Origin of the sequence: Pseudomonas tritici (assembly GCF_014268275.3) — a bacterium.
Taxonomy (GTDB): domain Bacteria; phylum Pseudomonadota; class Gammaproteobacteria; order Pseudomonadales; family Pseudomonadaceae; genus Aquipseudomonas; species Aquipseudomonas tritici.
The window spans coordinates 5,596,993-5,613,272 of sequence record NZ_CP077084.1; the positions used below are offsets into that span (position 1 = coordinate 5,596,993).

Genomic DNA, 16,280 nt, shown 5'->3' on the forward strand with positions numbered 1-16,280 from the left:
ACAGTTCAGGGAAATGCCGTACGCGTGGGGAAGTCGCTTTCCGTGTCCCAGTAACCCGCTTTCTGGCTCACCGCGACCTGCCACTGCCCATCCACAAAACGATAGGTTTGGTAGCGGGTGGCAAAATCATCCTCGCCATCACCGTCCATAAATGAAGAAACTTGCAGCAGCTCATCCGCGCCACCTTTGACCGGCGATGCAACCCGCCACGCGGCCTTGCCGGTCTGGGCCAAGGTCAGCGTCTTGAACTTGCCGTCAGCGTCCTTGTAACTCATAGGCTCAAGTTTTTGCTTGGCCGGCAGCAGCACTTGAGTTGCCGGGCCACTGTAACTCCCCATTGGCGCGGTCTGATCAATGATCAGAAAATACACCGCGTCCGGTAGGCCTTTGAGCGGGGCTTTCTTGACCTCGGCCAAGGGATAACCGAGGTCGTCGTGCGCGACTAAATCCCCCGACGCCGACAGCAATCGCACCTGGGCTCCGAGCAGCGGGTTTTCTACCAGGTCACCGGGTTCGTCGAACGAATCCTCATCCAGGCCACTGCCCCAACTGTCCTTGTGCATCTGGGCGCTGATGCGTTGATCTTCGAGTACCTGCAAGACGCTGCCGTCTTGTGTCACCAGTTTTTGGGCCAGGCGGTAACCGGCCGGCAGCTTGGCCGTGTCGGCCCACGCCATCGCAGGCAACCCGGCCAAGGCGATAAACAAGGCGATAACACCCCACCTACTCGATCGTTGCATTGCATCCATCCTTGATCTATTCGAAAAGTGCATCCAACGCCTGCTCCAAGCGCGTCACCCCAATAATCTGTATCCCCGGCGGCGACTCCTTCGGCGCATTACCCTTGGGCACGATGGCGCGCTTGAAGCCGTGCTTGGCTGCTTCCTTGAGGCGCTCCTGGCCGCTGGGCACCGGGCGTACTTCGCCCGATAGGCCGACTTCACCAAACACCAGCAAGTCATGCGGCAACGGCCGATTACGCAGGCTGGACATCACCGCCGCCATCAACGCCAGGTCAGACGCGGTCTCCAGCACCTTGACCCCACCCACGACGTTCAGGAATACATCCTGGTCATGGGTCGGAATGCCGCCGTGTCGGTGCAACACCGCGAGCAGCATGGCCAGGCGGTTTTGATCCAGACCCAAGGTCACACGGCGCGGGTTGGCCAGATGACTGTCATCCACCAGCGCTTGCACTTCCACCAGCATCGGGCGAGTGCCTTCCCACGTTGCCATTACCACACTGCCTGGGACTTCTTCCTGAGCGCGAGTCAGAAAAATCGCCGACGGGTTGGAGACTTCTTTCAGCCCCCGGTCTGTCATGGCGAACACGCCCAACTCGTTTACCGCACCAAAACGGTTCTTCACCGCCCGCAGCAAACGCAGGCGGCCGTCGGATTCGCCTTCGAAATACAGCACAGTGTCGACCATATGCTCCAACACCCGTGGCCCGGCCAGCGCGCCTTCTTTGGTCACATGGCCCACGAGGAAGATCGCCGTGCCGCTTTGCTTGGCATAACGCACCAGCAGCGCCGCGCTCTCGCGCACCTGGGACACACCGCCCGGCGCTGATTGCAGTTGCTCGGTGAAAATCGTCTGGATCGAGTCGATCACCATGACCTTGGGCTTTTCGATACGCGCCGTGGCAATGATGCTTTCGATGCAGGTTTCGGTCATGACCCGCAGTTGATCCTGGGGCAAACCCAGGCGACGGGCGCGCATGGCGACTTGCTGCTGGGATTCTTCGCCAGTGACGTACAGCGCCGGCATGCGACTGGCGATGCTGCACAGGGTTTGCAGCAGGATCGTCGATTTACCGATACCCGGATCGCCGCCGATCAGCACCACCGAGCCGTCCACAAGACCACCACCCAATACCCGGTCGAGCTCGCCGGAAGCGGTGGAGAAACGCGGAATTTCTTCAACGCTGACTTCGGCCAACGTCTTGATCTGCGCCTGTTGCCCGGTCCAGCCGGCACGGCCGGTGGGGGCCGCCGCGCCGCCGCTTTCGATCATGGTTTCAGTCAGGGTGTTCCAGGCACCGCATTCGCTGCACTGGCCGGCCCACTTGGGAAAGGTCGCGCCGCACTCCGTGCAGCCGTACATGCGCTTGGCCTTTGCCATTTGAGAACCTCCAACCGAAAAACCGCGATGATAGCTCAGCGCGGCGCCGGGGTCCGGATTTCACCGCTGGCCAATCGTGAAGCACTGTTGCCGATCGGGTCTTCGGCATTGAGGTCGGCGCCTTTGGCTTTCAACGCATCCAACAGCTCGACGCGCTTGAACAGCCCGGCATACATGGCCGCCGTCTGCCCGGCGCCATTGCGCTGGTCGGGGTTGCAGTCGGTGGCCAGCAGGCGTTGGGCAATTTTCAGTTCGCCCTTGAAGATCGCGCCCATCAGCGCTGTGTTGCCGCGTTTGTCCTGCACGCAGGCGTCGGCACCGGCGTTGAGCAAGCGCTCCACGGACGGGCCCTGGCCGTGGTACGCGGCGAGGATCAACGCGGTGTAGCCCTTGTCATCCTGGGTGTTGAGGCTGTAGCCGGAGTCGATAAAGGTATTGAGCATGTCGAGGTCGCCACGACGGGCGGCGTCGAAGTAGTAATCCTGCAACTGGGCCTTGAGCGCGACCGGGTCGGGCGACTCGGCGTGGGCGACAAAGGCCAGCATGGCCATCAGCAGACCGATAGAAATTCGCATGGGTGTTCTCCTGCCAAGGGTCGACGCCCGTCTCTGGGCGCCGACCATAACCAACGGATCAGTCAGTCAGTTTTTCCGCCAGCGCCTTCACGCGCGCCAGGTCCCCCTTGGCAACCTTGGCTACGCCAGTGCCGTACTCCGGGTCGGCTTTGTAAAGGAACGACAGGATGATGTGCTTGCTTTCATCATCGGTGGTTGCCAGCGAGCCGCCGAAGTTCTCGATCAGGTCCTGACGCTCTTTTTTATTGAAGGAGCGGTACAGATCACCGGCCTGCTTGAAGTTCTGCTCACGCTGGATCTTCGTCTGCTGGGTGCTGCCCGACAGGGCCGATTGGCTGTAGCGCGCGGTTTGCGGCTCTTCCCGAGGCTCCAGGCGGCTTGGCTGGTAGTTCACGCCGCTGGTGGTTTTGCCGAAATTCAGTGCGCCGTCCTGATTGCCATTGTTGACGGTCACGCGTGGCGCGTTGATCGGCAGTTGCAGGGCATTGGCGCCCAGGCGGTACATCTGGGTGTCAGCATAGGAAAACACCCGGCCTTGCAGCAGGCGGTCTTCCGACGGTTCGATGCCCGGAACCAGGTTGGCCGGGGCCATAGCCACCTGCTCGGTTTCCTGGAAGACGTTGGCCGGGTTGCGGTTGAGTACCATCTGCCCGACTTTGCGCTCGGGCACATTCGGCCAGATCTTGGTGGCGTCCAGTGGGTCGAAGTCGAACTTGGCCAGGTCTTCAGGCTTGAGCACCTGCACGTACAGGTCCCACTTGGGGAAGTCGCCCTTGTTGATATGCGTGACCAGGTCGTTGGTCATGTGGCTGTAGTCACGGCCCTGCACTTCGGTGACTTGCTTGGGATCAAGGTTCTTGATGCCTTGCAGGCTCTTCCAGTGGAATTTGACGTAGTGCACTTCGCCCTTGGCGTTGATCAGCTTGTAGGCGTGCACGCCGTTGCCATCCATTTCCCGATAACTGGCCGGGGTGCCGGAGTCGGAGTACAGCTCGGTCAGCGTGCGCGTGGACTCGGGCACGTGGGAGAAGAAGTCAAAGCGACGGGAGTCGTCATCGAGGTTGGTGCGCGGGTCAGGTTTGAACGCGTGGACCATGTCCGGGAACTTGATGGCATCGCGGATAAAGAACGTCGGGAAGTTGTTGCCCACCAGGTCCCAGTTGCCGTCGGCGGTGTAGAACTTGGTGGCGAAACCGCGCGGGTCGCGCAGGGTTTCCGGGGAGTGGTTGCCGTGGACCACGGCGGAGAAACGCACGAATACCGGTGTGGTTTCGCCCGCCGCGAATACCTTGGCCTTGGTCAAGTCGCTGAGGTTATCGGTGACCGTGAAGGTACCGTGGGCGCCGGTGCCACGGGCGTGTACCACGCGCTCCGGGATGCGTTCGCGGTCGAAGCGTTGCAGCTTCTGGATCAGTTGCACGTCTTGCAGCAGTACCGGGCCGTTGGCGCCGGCGGTCTGCGAGTTCTGGTTGTCACCCACCGCCGCACCGTTATCGCGGGTCAAGTTGGCGGCTTGCACAGAGAGGGACAGCAGGCTGGCGGTCACCAGTACCAGCGCGGTTCGCGCTGTAACAGGCCCGCGGCTCATTGGGGTTTTCATCAAGGTTTCCTCTGGTTTTTTTAATGCACATTCAGTTGTGCTTGCCAGAGGCTAGTGACCCGAGCGTCAGAAGATAAATAGAAAAGACGTACCAACCCGATTGATAAAATAATCTGGTAAGCACCTGATTTGGCGCGTATTTCGCGCGCGATTGATGGCACTTTGCAAACTATTTGCGATTTAATGTGTCGATAAAAACTAACAGTGTTAACGGTTGTGTCAGGCAAGCCCGCTACGACTGACTTACACTGAGCCCCACCCTTCTCATCTGTAACAAGGAATAACCTATGGGCGTGATCAGTGAGTTCAAGGCCTTCGCGGTCAAAGGTAATGTGGTCGACATGGCCGTCGGTATCATCATCGGCGCGGCCTTCGGCAAAATTGTTTCCTCCTTTGTAGGCGACGTGGTGATGCCACCCATTGGTCTGTTGATTGGTGGCGTGGACTTTGGTGACCTGGCAATAACGCTCAAGGCCGCACAGGGCGATGTGCCTGCGGTCGTCCTGGCGTATGGCAAGTTCATCCAGAGCGTGATCGACTTTGTCATCGTCGCGTTTGCGATCTTCATGGGTGTGAAGGCGATTAACCGCCTGAAACGTGAAGAAGCCGTGGCGCCAAGCCTGCCACCGACGCCGACCAAGGAAGAAGTGTTGCTGGGGGAGATCCGTGATCTGCTCAAGGCACAGAACGACAAGCCGCTTCAGTAAATACCGGTTTGAAAAAAAGGCGCCTGCTTGAGGCGCCTTTTTTATTACCAGTAGTTTTCTACCGCCACCTGACCAGGGCGACGGCTCAGGCTCAGATTCATATCGCGCTGCTTGAGCAACTGCCGTGTGTCATCAACCATCTGCGGATTGCCGCAGATCAGTACGCGGGAATGTTCCGGGGCCAGCTCGACGCCGGCCGCGCGTTCCAGTTCGCCATTTTCAATCAGCGTCGTGATGCGCCCATTCAGCGCGCCTGGGTGTTGTTCACGGGTCACGATAGGAATGTAGGTGAGCTTGTGCGCGTATTCGGCCAGGTACTCGCGCTCGCCCAGTTCCCTGATCAGCGCCTGATAGGCCAGCTCCTTGGCTTCGCGGGCGCTGTACACGAGGAGGATACGCTCGAATTTCTCCCAGACCTCGAAGTCCTGCAGGATCGACAAAAACGGCGCCACCCCGGTGCCAGTGCCCAGCATCCACAAATCGCGACCATCGACGAAACGGTTCAACGTCAGGAATCCGGTGGCCTGGCGTTCCACCATCAAGGTATCGCCCACCCGCAGGCGACTCAGCTCACTGGTGAACTCACCGCCCGGGACAACGATCGAGAAAAAATCCAAGTGCTCATCAAACGGCGAGGACACTAAGGAATAGGCGCGCCAGACGGTGCTGCCATCCGCCTTGGTCACCCCCAGGCGTACGAATTGGCCGGCAGTGAACCGGAAACCGGGATCGCGGGTGGTGCGCAGGGTAAACAGGCTGGGGGTCAGCGATTGCACATCGAGCAAGGTCTGGCGGGTGAATTTCTCAGCGCTGGCCGTCATGGGGGCCTCCGTTCAACAGGTGCCCTAGTGTCCCTCAAAGTGGCGCATGGAAACACCTATGGTTGGTAGTGGTATCGCGCGATGCGTGCAGTAGTGGCTATCCAATTGCACCGCCAATCAATTTGCTATTAGCCTTTCAACCCTGTCTATAAACACGTTGTTAGCTGATCGTTACACCGCCTTTAAACGCCTAATAAACCGTGACATTCAGACGGCCCGCGGCCAACGCCAGCAGGTTCCTTTGCAGAAAAATTCTTAAAGACCTGCGCGCCAGAACGAAATTTTCCTCTCGATATGTAGCCGTTGTCCTACACTCATTTTCGTGCAGCGTTGGGGGTCCAGGACGTACCTCAAGGCACGGAGAATTCCATGGAGTAATACCAATGATTAACTGGCGCAACACACGGCTTCCCAAACTGGAAGGCGAAGATGAGGTCACCAGCGTGTTTGAAATGGTGGGCATCAGAACGCTAGAGCTCGGCTTCCAACACTGTTCCTTCAAGATGAGCGCTAACCTGCCAAAAAACCAAGTCAATCCGATTGAATTCACCAACTACCCAAATGAATGGAAAACAGTCTATGACCAGGCGAGCTTCTTTGGCGTAGACCCGGTGGTGAAGCATTGCAGGGAGAACCCGCTGCCCATTGTCTGGAAGGAAGAAACCTTTAAAGACGTACCCAGCCTTTGGTCATTGGCGCAGACGTTAGGCGTGCACATGGCGCTGACCATAACCGTCCATGATTTCCGGGGCATGTTCAGCATGTTGACCCTGAGCCGTGGTAAAGGCGCAATCACGCCGGAAGAGCTCTACGAAAAATCCGGGCTGATGCTGTGGTTATGTCACGCGATGCATACAGTTCTGGCGCATAAATACGCCGACAAACCCAGCACCCACCCCGCCAGCCTATTGACCCCGCATGAAACGGAAGTGCTCATGTGGTCCGGCAAGGGCAAGACCGCAGCGGACATCGCCGCCATCCTTTGTTTATCCGAACGCACTGTAGGCTTTCATGTCTGCAGTTGCCTGAAAAAACTGGGGGTCAACAACAAGATCGCCGCCGTGCTCCGCGCCGCGCAAGACGGGATTATTTAACCCGCCAACAATCACCGCATGTAATCCCGCTGAAAAAAAAGTAACATTTGCGGCCAATTCTGAGTGTTGAGCAGCCCCCCCGGGAGGCCGCCCGTGGTTCACTCAGACGTCTCGGCTGGCCACTGCCGAACACTTATCGTTTACCCAGAGCCTCCCCCGCCATGCCCCTGCTCGAAAGCCCCTTCGCCCAGCTCGATCTGATCCGCCAGCCAGAGCAACATAATGATCCGCTGCAAGCCTTCGATGCGGCAGACGAGTACCTGCTCAATCATCTGGCCGAACAGCAGCCGACGACTGATACCCGCGTATTGGTGCTCAATGACAGCTTCGGCGCCCTGGCCGCCAGCCTACAAGGCCACGTGCAGGTAACCTCCAGCGGCGACTCATTCCTGGCAGCCCAGGGCCTGGAGAAAAACCTGGTGCGCAACAGCAAGGCGTTTGACGCTGTGCCGTTCATCCCGGCCAGCCAGGCCCCGGCCGGGCCTTTTGACCGCGTACTGATCCGCGTGCCGAAAACCCTGGCCCTGCTCGAAGAGCAACTGATCCGCCTGCAAGGCCAACTTGCGCCGGGCGCCGAAGTGATTGCCGGGGCGATGATCAAGCACTTGCCACGGGCGGCGGGCGAGTTGCTGGAGCGCTACATCGGGCCGATGCATGCATCGCTGGCGGTCAAGAAAGCGCGATTGCTGATCGCCACTGTTGAAGATCGTCCCGCGGCTGTCTCGCCGTATCCGACCCGCTACACCCTGGACGCGCCAGCCATCGAGTTGCTGAACCACGCCAACGTGTTCTGCCGCGAAAGCCTAGACATCGGCACCCGTGCGTTCCTGCCGCACCTGCCGAAAAACCTGGGCAGCGCGCGGGTGGCAGACCTGGGGTGTGGCAACGGCGTACTGGCGATTGCCAGCGCCCTGCAAAACCCCGAGGCGCAATACACCCTGGTGGACGAGTCCTATATGGCCGTGCAGTCGGCGGCCGATAACTGGCAAGCAGCGCTCGGTGAGCGCGACGTCATCGTACGCGCCGCCGATGGCTTGGCCGGCCAGGCGCCCGATTCGCTGGACGTGGTGCTGTGCAACCCGCCGTTCCACCAGCAACAGGTGGTCGGTGACTTCCTCGCCTGGCGTATGTTCCAGCAGGCGCGTGAAGCACTGGTAGTCGGCGGCGCCCTCTATATAGTCGGCAACCGCCACCTGGGTTATCACACCAAGCTGGCACGCTTGTTCCGGGGCGTCGAGCAAATCGCCACCACGCCGAAATTCGTGATCCTCAAAGCGCGCAAATAAAAAAGGCCCCGCCACTGCGAGCAGAGGCGGGGCCAAAAAACCGTGCCGCAAGGCAACGGGATGGGATGTCAGTGGGTGGTCAAGCCAGCCGCGTTCATGAACATGCGCATAAGGCTCGCCACGACGAACAAGGCCAGCACGCTGCCAGTCCAGATCATCGCCAGCCACCCCAGGCGCCGCCACAACGGCTGTTTCTCGGCCTGTTCAATCTCGTGCAACGTAGGCTTGCCAGACATGAGACGACCCTCCTAGTGATAACCGTCTTCGTGGGTGACCTTGCCGCGGAACACGTAGTAGCTCCAGAAGGTGTAGCCCAGGATGAACGGGATGATGAATAACGTGCCCACCAGCATGAAGCCCTGGCTTTGCGGCGGCGCGGCAGCGTCCCAGATCGACACCGATGGCGGAATGATGTTCGGCCACAGGCTGATACCCAGGCCGCTGTATCCCAGGAAGATCAGCACCAGTGTCAGCAGGAACGGCGTGTAGTGCGCGTTGCGTGCCACGGCGCGGAACAGACCGTACATGGTCACCAGCACCAGGATCGGCACTGGCAGGAACCAGAACAGGTTTGGCAGGGTGAACCAGCGCGAGGCAATTTCCGGGTGCGTCAGCGGCGTCCAGATACTCACGATGCCGATCACGGCCAGCACCACGAACGCCAGGGGCCGCGCCAGGTTGTGCATCTTCTCCTGCAACGGGCCTTCGGTCTTCATGATCAGCCAGGTGCAACCGAGCAACGCATAGGCCACGATCAACGCCACACCGCAGAACATCGTGAACGGCGTGGCCCAGTCCAGCGAACCGCCGGCGAACTGGCGATTCACCACCGGGATGCCATCGATAAACGCCCCCAGCGCCACGCCTTGGAAGAACGTTGCAGCCAACGAGCCGCCGATAAACGCCTTGTCCCACAGGTGACGCTTTTGGTCTTTGGCCTTGAAGCGGAACTCGAACGCGACCCCGCGAAAGATCAGCCCGATCAGCATCAGGATCAGCGGCAGGTACAGCGCCGACAACACCACCGAATAGGCCAACGGGAACGCGCCGAACAGTGCCGCGCCGCCCAATACCAACCAGGTTTCGTTACCGTCCCAGACCGGCGCCACGGTGTTCATCATCACATCACGGTCGGTCTTGCCTGGGATAAACGGAAACAGGATGCCGATACCCAGGTCGAAGCCGTCCATGACCACGTACATCATGATGCCGAAGATGATGATCACGGCCCAGATCAGCGGAAGATCAATACCCATCTCAATTCCCCTTGTGCTGGATGTCGTCGTGCTCATTGTCGGTGCCGTCATCGGCAGCAGACAAAGGACGTGCCGGCGTACGTTTCTGGCCAGGGCCGCCGTGGGTTGGCTCGGTCACGTCATGGGCCACAGGGCCTTTGCGCACCAAACGCATCATGTAGCCAAGGCCCGCACCAAACAGCGCGAAGTACACCACCACGAACAACACCAGGGTAATGGTCATCTGCGCCAGGCTATGCCCGGACGAAGCATCCGCTGTGCGCATCAAGCCGTAGACCACCCACGGCTGGCGGCCGATCTCGGTGGTGAACCAACCCGCAAGGATCGCAATCAGGCCGGATGGGCCCATCCACAACGCCAGGTACAGGAACGGTTTGGACGTGTACATCTTGTCGCCCCGGCGCAGCCATAGGCTGAACAGGCCGGTGAAGATCATCAGGAAGCCCAGGCCGACCATGACCCGGAACGACCAGAACACGATGGTCGAATTAGGACGATCTTCCGGAGGGAAGTCCTTGAGTGCAGGCACCTGTTTATCCAGAGAGTGGGTCAGGATCAGGCTGCCCAGGTACGGAATTTCCACCGCGTATTTGGTTTTTTCGGCCTTCATGTCGGGCCAGCCAAACAGGATCAGCGGTGTCGGTTCGTTGCCTTTGTTTTCCCAGTGGCCTTCAATCGCGGCGATTTTCGCCGGCTGGTGCTTCAAGGTATTGAGGCCATGGAAGTCGCCGATCACCGCCTGGATCGGCGCAACGATCAGGGCCATCCACATCGCCATCGAGAGCATTTTGCGGATCGCCGGATTGTCCTTGCCGCGCAACAAGTGCCAGGCCGCCGAGGAGCCGACAAAAAACGCGGTGGCCACGAAGGCCGCCGTGGCCATGTGCGCCAGGCGATAAGGGAACGACGGGTTGAAGACCACGGCGAACCAATCGGTTGGGATCACGCGGCCGTCAATGATTTCAAAGCCCTGGGGCGTCTGCATCCAGCTGTTGGACGACAGGATCCAGAAGGTCGAAATCAACGTACCCACGGCCACCATCACGGTGGAGAAAAAGTGCAGGTTGCGCCCGACCTTGTTCCAACCGAATAACATCACGCCGAGGAAACCGGCCTCGAGGAAGAAGGCCGTGAGCACTTCGTAGGTCAGAAGCGGCCCGGTAACGGCGCCGGCAAAGTCCGAGAAGCGGCTCCAGTTGGTGCCGAACTGGTAGGCCATCACCAAGCCGGACACCACGCCCATGCCGAAGTTGACGGCAAAGATCTTCGACCAGAAGTGGTAGAGGTCACGGTAAGTGTCGTTGTGGGTCTTGAGCCACAAGCCTTCCAGCACCGCAAGGTAACTGGCCAGGCCGATGGTGATCGCCGGGAACAGGATATGGAATGAGATGGTGAACGCGAACTGGATTCGGGCGAGATCTAGCGCCTCCAAACCGAACATAAGTTTTCCTCTTTCAGGTAATACCGAATGCCGGCCGGCGGCCTGCAATCACTGCCCCCATCGATATGGAGTACGCCGAATTTCAATTCGTTTCTTTTTTTGTCCAATCACGCTGGGATGCTTGCCTGGCCTGCCGCCTTGCACTGACGCTGCGAAGGCATTGACCTGGATCAAGCATTGCTAAAAGAGTAGTCCCATTTTTGCGGTTGGCCTGTGTGGTCTTTTGCCGCGTGACAGACTGCCTCAGCTCAGTTCTTGCAACTATCTGTTACAACTTAATGATAATCTCGGCGCTTCCTCCGGCCTTGACCCGAATTCCCGATGCCTAGCGAACCTGCGTTGCTGTTACGTCACCACCGCCCTTTCATCGCGTTCTGGCTGGCACGGATCTTCACCGCCAGCGGCTTCCAGATGCTCACCGTGGCCATCGGCTGGAACCTCTACCAACTGACGGGCAATGTGCTGGACCTGGGTTTGGTCGGCTTGGTGGAATTCGTGCCGCGCGTGCTGTTCATGCTGCACACCGGGCATGTGGCCGACCGCTATGAGCGACGCAAGGTCGCCGCCATCTGCCAGACCGTGCAGGCGCTGATTGCGCTGTCCCTGGCCATCGGTGGCCTGACCGGCAACGTAACCCGCGAGATGATCTTTATCCTCGCCTTCCTGCTCGGCGCCGCGCGCTCATTTGAAATGCCCACCACCCAGGCGATGCTCCCGAGCCTTGTGCCCGCCGCACTGTTCCCACGGGCCGTGGCCTCATCGCAGTCGGCCCAGCAGTTGGCGACCATTGTCGCGCCGGCCCTTGGCGGTTTGCTTTACGCCTTTGGCAGCGTGTGGGTGTATGGCCCCACGGTGGCGCTGTACCTCATTGCGTGCGTGCTGACCCTGAATTTGCCCGCGCGCCAGACGCCGCTGAACAAAGCCAAGGCGACCATGGACTCTCTGCTCGCCGGTATCCGCTTTATCCGCAGCCGCCCGGACATTCTCGGTGCCATCTCCCTCGACTTGTTCGCCGTGCTGCTGGGCGGTGCCACCGCGCTGCTGCCAGTGTTCGCCAAGGACATCTTGCTGACCGGCGCCTGGGGCCTGGGCCTGTTGCGTTCGGCACCGGCAGTGGGCGCGTTATTGATGTCGTTATGGTTGGCGCGGTTCGCGGTGGACCGGCATGTAGGGCGAGTGATGTTCACCGCCGTCGGCGTATTCGGCGTGGCGACCATCGCGTTCGGCCTGTCTACCTCGTTCTGGTTTTCCCTGGCGGTGCTGGTGGTGCTGGGTGCGGCGGACATGATCAGCATGGTGATCCGCGCGTCGTTCGTGCAACTGGAGACACCCGATGAAATGCGCGGGCGGGTCAGTGCGGTCAACGGTTTGTTTATCGGCGCGTCGAATCAGTTGGGCGAGTTTGAATCGGGCATCACCGCCCACTGGTTCGGCACCGTGCCTGCGGTGGTCATGGGCGGGATCGGTACGCTGGTGGTGACAGGGGTGTGGATCAAGCTGTTCCCGACCCTGGCGAATCGGGATCGGATGCATGTGCCGGTGGAAGAGCCCAAGGTTTAAGCCACACCGCAAAACACTGTGGGAGCTGGCCCGCCAGCTCCCACACTTGATCTTCAGTGGCTTGGAGATTGGCGTCAAAGCACTTTGTCCAAGGTGATCGGAAACTCCCGCACTCGCTTCCCCGTGGCGTGATAAATCGCATTCGCCACCGCCGCCGCCACACCCACAATACCGATCTCACCAACCCCCTTGGACCCGAGGGCATTGACGATCTCGTCGTGTTCTTCGACAAACACCACGTCAATCTCGCCGATATCAGCGTTGACCGGGATGTGGTACTCCGCCAGGCTATGGTTCATGTAACGCCCCAATTGATGGTCGATCTGGGTTTCTTCGTGCAGGGCCATGCCAATACCCCATACCACCCCGCCGAGGATCTGGCTGCGCGCCATCTTCGGGTTGACCACGCGCCCGGCGGCAATCGCGCTGACCACCCGGCTGACGTTGATCGTGCCCAGGTCTTCGTCCACGCGCACCTCGACAAATACTGCCGAATGGGTGGCAGTAGCAAACCCCTCGCGCTGCTTGTCGGGCTCGCTGTCGACCTGCACCTCCAACACGTCTTCGCCACTGTCCTTGACCAACTGCGCCAACGACACACTGACGTCACCCGTATGCAGCTGGCCGTCTTCAAAACGTATGGCCTCGGCCGCCTTGAATACCGGATACGTCTGCTGGGCAACGGCCAACAGCTTGGCGTTCAACGCTTCGCAGGCCTGCTGCACAGCCGTGCCGACGGAGGACACCGTAAACGACCCGCCCTGCAGCGGCGCAGTGGGCAACGATGAATCCCCCAACAGAAAGTCCACGTCCTCAACCGCCACGCCACTGGCCTGGGCCGCGATCTGGGTCATCACCGTGTAGGTGCCCGTGCCGATATCGGTGGTGGCGCTGCTGACGGTCAGTTTGCCCTCGGCATCAATACGCGCCTTGGCGCTGGCCTTCATCTGCATCGCCTCCCACACGCCGCCGGCCATGCCCCAGCCGATCAACTGGCGGCCGTCGCGCATGCTGCGCGGTTCCGGGTTGCGTTGGTGCCAGCCGAAACGCTCGGCACCTTCGCCGTAACACTCGCGCAGGGCTTTGCTCGACCAGGGCTTGTCTTCGTTCTGATTGCGTTCGGCATAGTTGATCAGCCGCAGTTGCACCGGGTCCATCCCCAATGCGCTGGCCAATTCGTCCATGGCGCACTCCAGGCCGATCACCCCGAGGGCCGCCCCAGGTGCACGCATGTCCAGCGGCGTGAATACATCCAGTGGCACCAACTTATAAGTCAGCTGCACGTTATCGCAGTGGTAGAGCATGCCGCTCCATTCCACCACGTGCTCACTGAAATCCTCGAAGCGCGACGTCTGGCCAATCGCGGTGTGCCCCAGTGCCAGCAGGCGGCCGTTGGCGGCGGCGCCCAGCTGCAAACGCTGCAAGGTGCGTGGGCGGTAGCCGAAGGTGAACATCTGCTGACGCGTCAGCGTGACCCGCACCGAGCGCTTGAGTGCCAGGGACGCCATCACCGCCAGCGGCAATTGGTACTGCGGGCGCAGGCCGGAGCCAAAGGCGCCGCCGACAAATGCCGCGAAGATACGCACCTGGCTTTTATCCAGGCCGAAGACTTTTTGCACATAGGCCTGGCAGTTCTGCGGGCCTTGGGTCTTGTCGTGGATGTGCAGCGTGCCGTCCGGCTGAAACAGCACGGTGCTGGCGTGGGGCTCCATCGGGTTGTGGTGTTCGATAGGGGTGCTGTAGTGCAGATCCAGGCTGACGGCAGCGCCGGTCCATTCGGCCTGGAAGTTGCCGCGCGGCTTGGGCGGCTTCTGCGGCGACGCGTACGCCTGTTCCTGCGAGGCCAGCAAGTCGGTTTCAAAGGCTTCGGTTTCGTACTCGATCTCCACCAGGGAGCCGGCATGTCGCGCCAGCTCGAGGTTATCGGCGATCACCAGCGCCAGTGGCTGGCCGCTGTACAGTACCCGATCGTTGTACAGCGGGCGAAACGGCGAGCCGTCGGCGGCATCATCGTCCTGGAAAGCATCATCGTAGCTGGCGATTTTTGGCCGATTGAGGTGATGGAGAACCTCCACCACACCCGGCAGCGCCAGCGCCTTGGTCGCGTCGATACGCAGCACCCGGCCCTTGGCCACGGTGCTCGACACTACGCTGCCATGCAACAGGCCTTCTTCGGGAAACTCACCGGCATACCGCGCCTTGCCTGTGACCTTGAGCAGACCGTCAACGCGGTCCAAGGGTTTGCCGATAGCACTCATGGGCGTTCTCCTGCGACAGCGGCGTCACTCAGGGCGCGAATAATCCCCCGGCGTGCCAGCTTGATCTTGAAGCCGTTGTGTTGCAGCGGCTCGGCGTCTTGCAACAGGGCATCGGCGGCGTGACTGAAGGTTTCGCGGCTAACAACCTGGCCGATCAGTGCGGCTTCCACCGCGCGGTCACGCCAGGGTTTGTGGGCCACGCCACCCAGGGCCAGGCGCGCGTCGATGATGGTGTCGCCGTCCAGCTCAAGCGCGGCAGCCACAGACACCAGGGCGAACGCATAGGAGGCACGGTCGCGGATTTTCAGGTAATTGCTATGGTTTGCCAGATGATCGGCGGGCAGTTCGATGGCGGTGATCAGCTCATCGTCGGCCAATTGGTTGTCCCGTTGCGGCGCATCACCCGGCAGGCGATGAAAGTCGGCGAACTCAATGACCCGCGAACCGCCGCGCCCCTCTACATGCACCCTCGCCTCCAGCGCTGCCAAAGCGACGCACATGTCGGAGGGATGGGTCGCGACGCACTGTTCACTGGCGCCGAGGATCGCGTGAATACGGTTCAAACCGGTGCGTGCCGGGCAGCCACTGCCGGGCTCACGCTTATTGCACGGCACGGTCGCGTCATAGAAGTAGTAGCAACGGGTGCGCTGCAACAGGTTGCCGCCGGTACTGGCCATGTTGCGCAGTTGCGGAGAGGCGCCGGCCAGGATGGCCTGGGACAGCAGCGGGTAACGCTGTTCGATCAGCGGGTGCCAGGCCAGGTCGGCGTTGCTCACCAACGCGCCGATCAGCAGACCGCCACCGGCAGTCTCCTGAATGTCATTCAGGGGCAATCCGGTGATATCGATGAGATGCTCGGGGCGGCTGATGTTTTCTTTCATCAGGTCCAGCAGGTTGGTGCCACCGGCAATAAAGCGCGACGCGGCGCTGCTCAGATGAACCGCTTCTTTCACATCCGCAGGCTTGCTGTAGTGGAAGGGATTCATTGTTCACCTCCCACTACGTCTTCAATGGCATCGCGAATATTGCTGTAGGCCCCACAGCGGCACAGGTTACCGCTCATCAGCTCTTGGATTTGCGCCGTGTCGTGGGCGCGGCCTTCATTGGCCAGGCCGACGGCCGAGCAGATCTGGCCAGGGGTGCAGTAACCGCATTGGAAGGCATCGTGTTTGATAAACGCCTGCTGCATCGGGTGCAGTTGGTCGCCGTTGGCCAGGCCTTCGATGGTGGTGAGTTCGGCACCGTCGCACATCACCGCCAGCGTCAGGCAGGCATTGATCCGTTTGCCATCGCGCAAGACGGTGCAGGCGCCGCATTGGCCGTGGTCGCAGCCTTTTTTGCTGCCGACCAGGTCCAGTTGCTCGCGCAGCAGGTCCAACAGCGTGGTCCAAGGCAACACGGCCAGCTGGCGGTCCTGGCCGTTGAGGCGCAGGCGTATCGGGTGGCTGACGAACGGCTGGGCCGCCGCGCCATTGGGGGTCGCGCTCATAAACACCTCACGGGTTGGTGTACATCCGCGGCGTTAGAAAAGTCGCCGTCTCAGGGGTACGACTTCTCG

General features: G+C 60.5%; 15 protein-coding genes. 4 read left to right on the forward strand and 11 right to left on the reverse strand.

The window, feature by feature from the left end; genetic code table 11:
• Positions 1-5: 5 nt before the first annotated feature.
• Genes HU722_RS25615 through katB form a run of 4 tightly spaced genes read right to left on the reverse strand, consistent with a single transcriptional unit; the run spans position 6 to position 4,299 of the window.
• On the reverse strand, positions 6-740 hold the full coding sequence (locus tag HU722_RS25615) for a hypothetical protein (RefSeq protein WP_065891140.1): 735 nt from the start codon (positions 738-740) through the stop codon (positions 6-8).
• Between the two features lie 16 nt (positions 741-756).
• Entirely contained in the window at positions 757-2,124 is a 1,368-nt protein-coding gene (radA, locus tag HU722_RS25620) for a DNA repair protein RadA (protein WP_049711449.1), read from the reverse strand.
• 35 nt (positions 2,125-2,159) lie between these two features.
• Complete coding sequence (locus HU722_RS25625; protein WP_186753063.1) at positions 2,160-2,699, reverse strand: ankyrin repeat domain-containing protein; 540 nt, start codon at positions 2,697-2,699, stop codon at positions 2,160-2,162.
• Positions 2,700-2,757: 58 nt separating this feature from the next.
• Complete coding sequence (gene katB, locus HU722_RS25630; RefSeq protein WP_065875343.1) at positions 2,758-4,299, reverse strand: catalase KatB; 1,542 nt, start codon at positions 4,297-4,299, stop codon at positions 2,758-2,760.
• 287 nt (positions 4,300-4,586) lie between these two features.
• On the opposite strand from katB, the gene mscL reads away from it, so the two are divergent.
• Positions 4,587-5,006 (forward strand): large-conductance mechanosensitive channel protein MscL, encoded by a 420-nt coding sequence (mscL, locus tag HU722_RS25635; protein ID WP_065880427.1) that lies wholly within the window; start codon positions 4,587-4,589, stop codon positions 5,004-5,006.
• Positions 5,007-5,050: 44 nt separating this feature from the next.
• Here the strand turns inward: mscL and HU722_RS25640 are convergent, their stop codons facing one another.
• Positions 5,051-5,827 (reverse strand): ferredoxin--NADP reductase, encoded by a 777-nt coding sequence (locus HU722_RS25640; RefSeq protein ID WP_065891142.1) that lies wholly within the window; start codon positions 5,825-5,827, stop codon positions 5,051-5,053.
• Positions 5,828-6,210: 383 nt separating this feature from the next.
• Between HU722_RS25640 and HU722_RS25645 the strand changes: the two genes are divergently transcribed.
• A complete protein-coding gene (locus tag HU722_RS25645; protein ID WP_186753062.1) occupies positions 6,211-6,921 on the forward strand; it encodes a helix-turn-helix transcriptional regulator in 711 nt (236 codons plus the stop codon).
• Positions 6,922-7,082: 161 nt separating this feature from the next.
• Entirely contained in the window at positions 7,083-8,207 is a 1,125-nt protein-coding gene (locus HU722_RS25650; protein WP_065875347.1) for a methyltransferase, read from the forward strand.
• 68 nt (positions 8,208-8,275) lie between these two features.
• Here HU722_RS25650 and HU722_RS25655 read toward each other — a convergent pair whose 3' ends face one another.
• The 3 genes from HU722_RS25655 to HU722_RS25665 are packed head-to-tail and all read right to left on the reverse strand — an operon-like array spanning position 8,276 to position 10,904.
• Complete coding sequence (locus tag HU722_RS25655; protein ID WP_010562540.1) at positions 8,276-8,443, reverse strand: DUF2474 domain-containing protein; 168 nt, start codon at positions 8,441-8,443, stop codon at positions 8,276-8,278.
• 12 nt (positions 8,444-8,455) lie between these two features.
• Entirely contained in the window at positions 8,456-9,463 is a 1,008-nt protein-coding gene (gene cydB, locus HU722_RS25660) for a cytochrome d ubiquinol oxidase subunit II (protein ID WP_065891144.1), read from the reverse strand.
• A 1-nt stretch (position 9,464) separates the two neighbouring features.
• Entirely contained in the window at positions 9,465-10,904 is a 1,440-nt protein-coding gene (locus tag HU722_RS25665; RefSeq protein WP_065880430.1) for a cytochrome ubiquinol oxidase subunit I, read from the reverse strand.
• 321 nt (positions 10,905-11,225) lie between these two features.
• Here HU722_RS25665 and HU722_RS25670 point away from each other — a divergent pair, with 321 nt between their 5' ends.
• Complete coding sequence (locus HU722_RS25670; protein WP_065891145.1) at positions 11,226-12,464, forward strand: MFS transporter; 1,239 nt, start codon at positions 11,226-11,228, stop codon at positions 12,462-12,464.
• Between the two features lie 74 nt (positions 12,465-12,538).
• On the opposite strand, the gene HU722_RS25675 is transcribed toward HU722_RS25670, so the two are convergent.
• From HU722_RS25675 to HU722_RS25685, 3 genes are read right to left on the reverse strand one after another with little or no spacing between them, the layout of a single operon-like run.
• Positions 12,539-14,722, reverse strand: coding sequence for a xanthine dehydrogenase family protein molybdopterin-binding subunit (locus HU722_RS25675; protein WP_065891146.1), 2,184 nt, complete (start codon positions 14,720-14,722; stop codon positions 12,539-12,541).
• Positions 14,719-15,708: an FAD binding domain-containing protein gene (locus HU722_RS25680; RefSeq protein WP_065880431.1), complete on the reverse strand. Its 990-nt coding sequence runs from the start codon at positions 15,706-15,708 to the stop codon at positions 14,719-14,721. The genes HU722_RS25675 and HU722_RS25680 overlap by 4 nt, the downstream gene beginning before the upstream one ends.
• Positions 15,705-16,211 (reverse strand): (2Fe-2S)-binding protein, encoded by a 507-nt coding sequence (locus HU722_RS25685; protein WP_065891147.1) that lies wholly within the window; start codon positions 16,209-16,211, stop codon positions 15,705-15,707. Before HU722_RS25685 ends, HU722_RS25680 begins: the two co-directional genes overlap by 4 nt.
• Between the last annotated feature and the right edge of the window lie 69 nt (positions 16,212-16,280).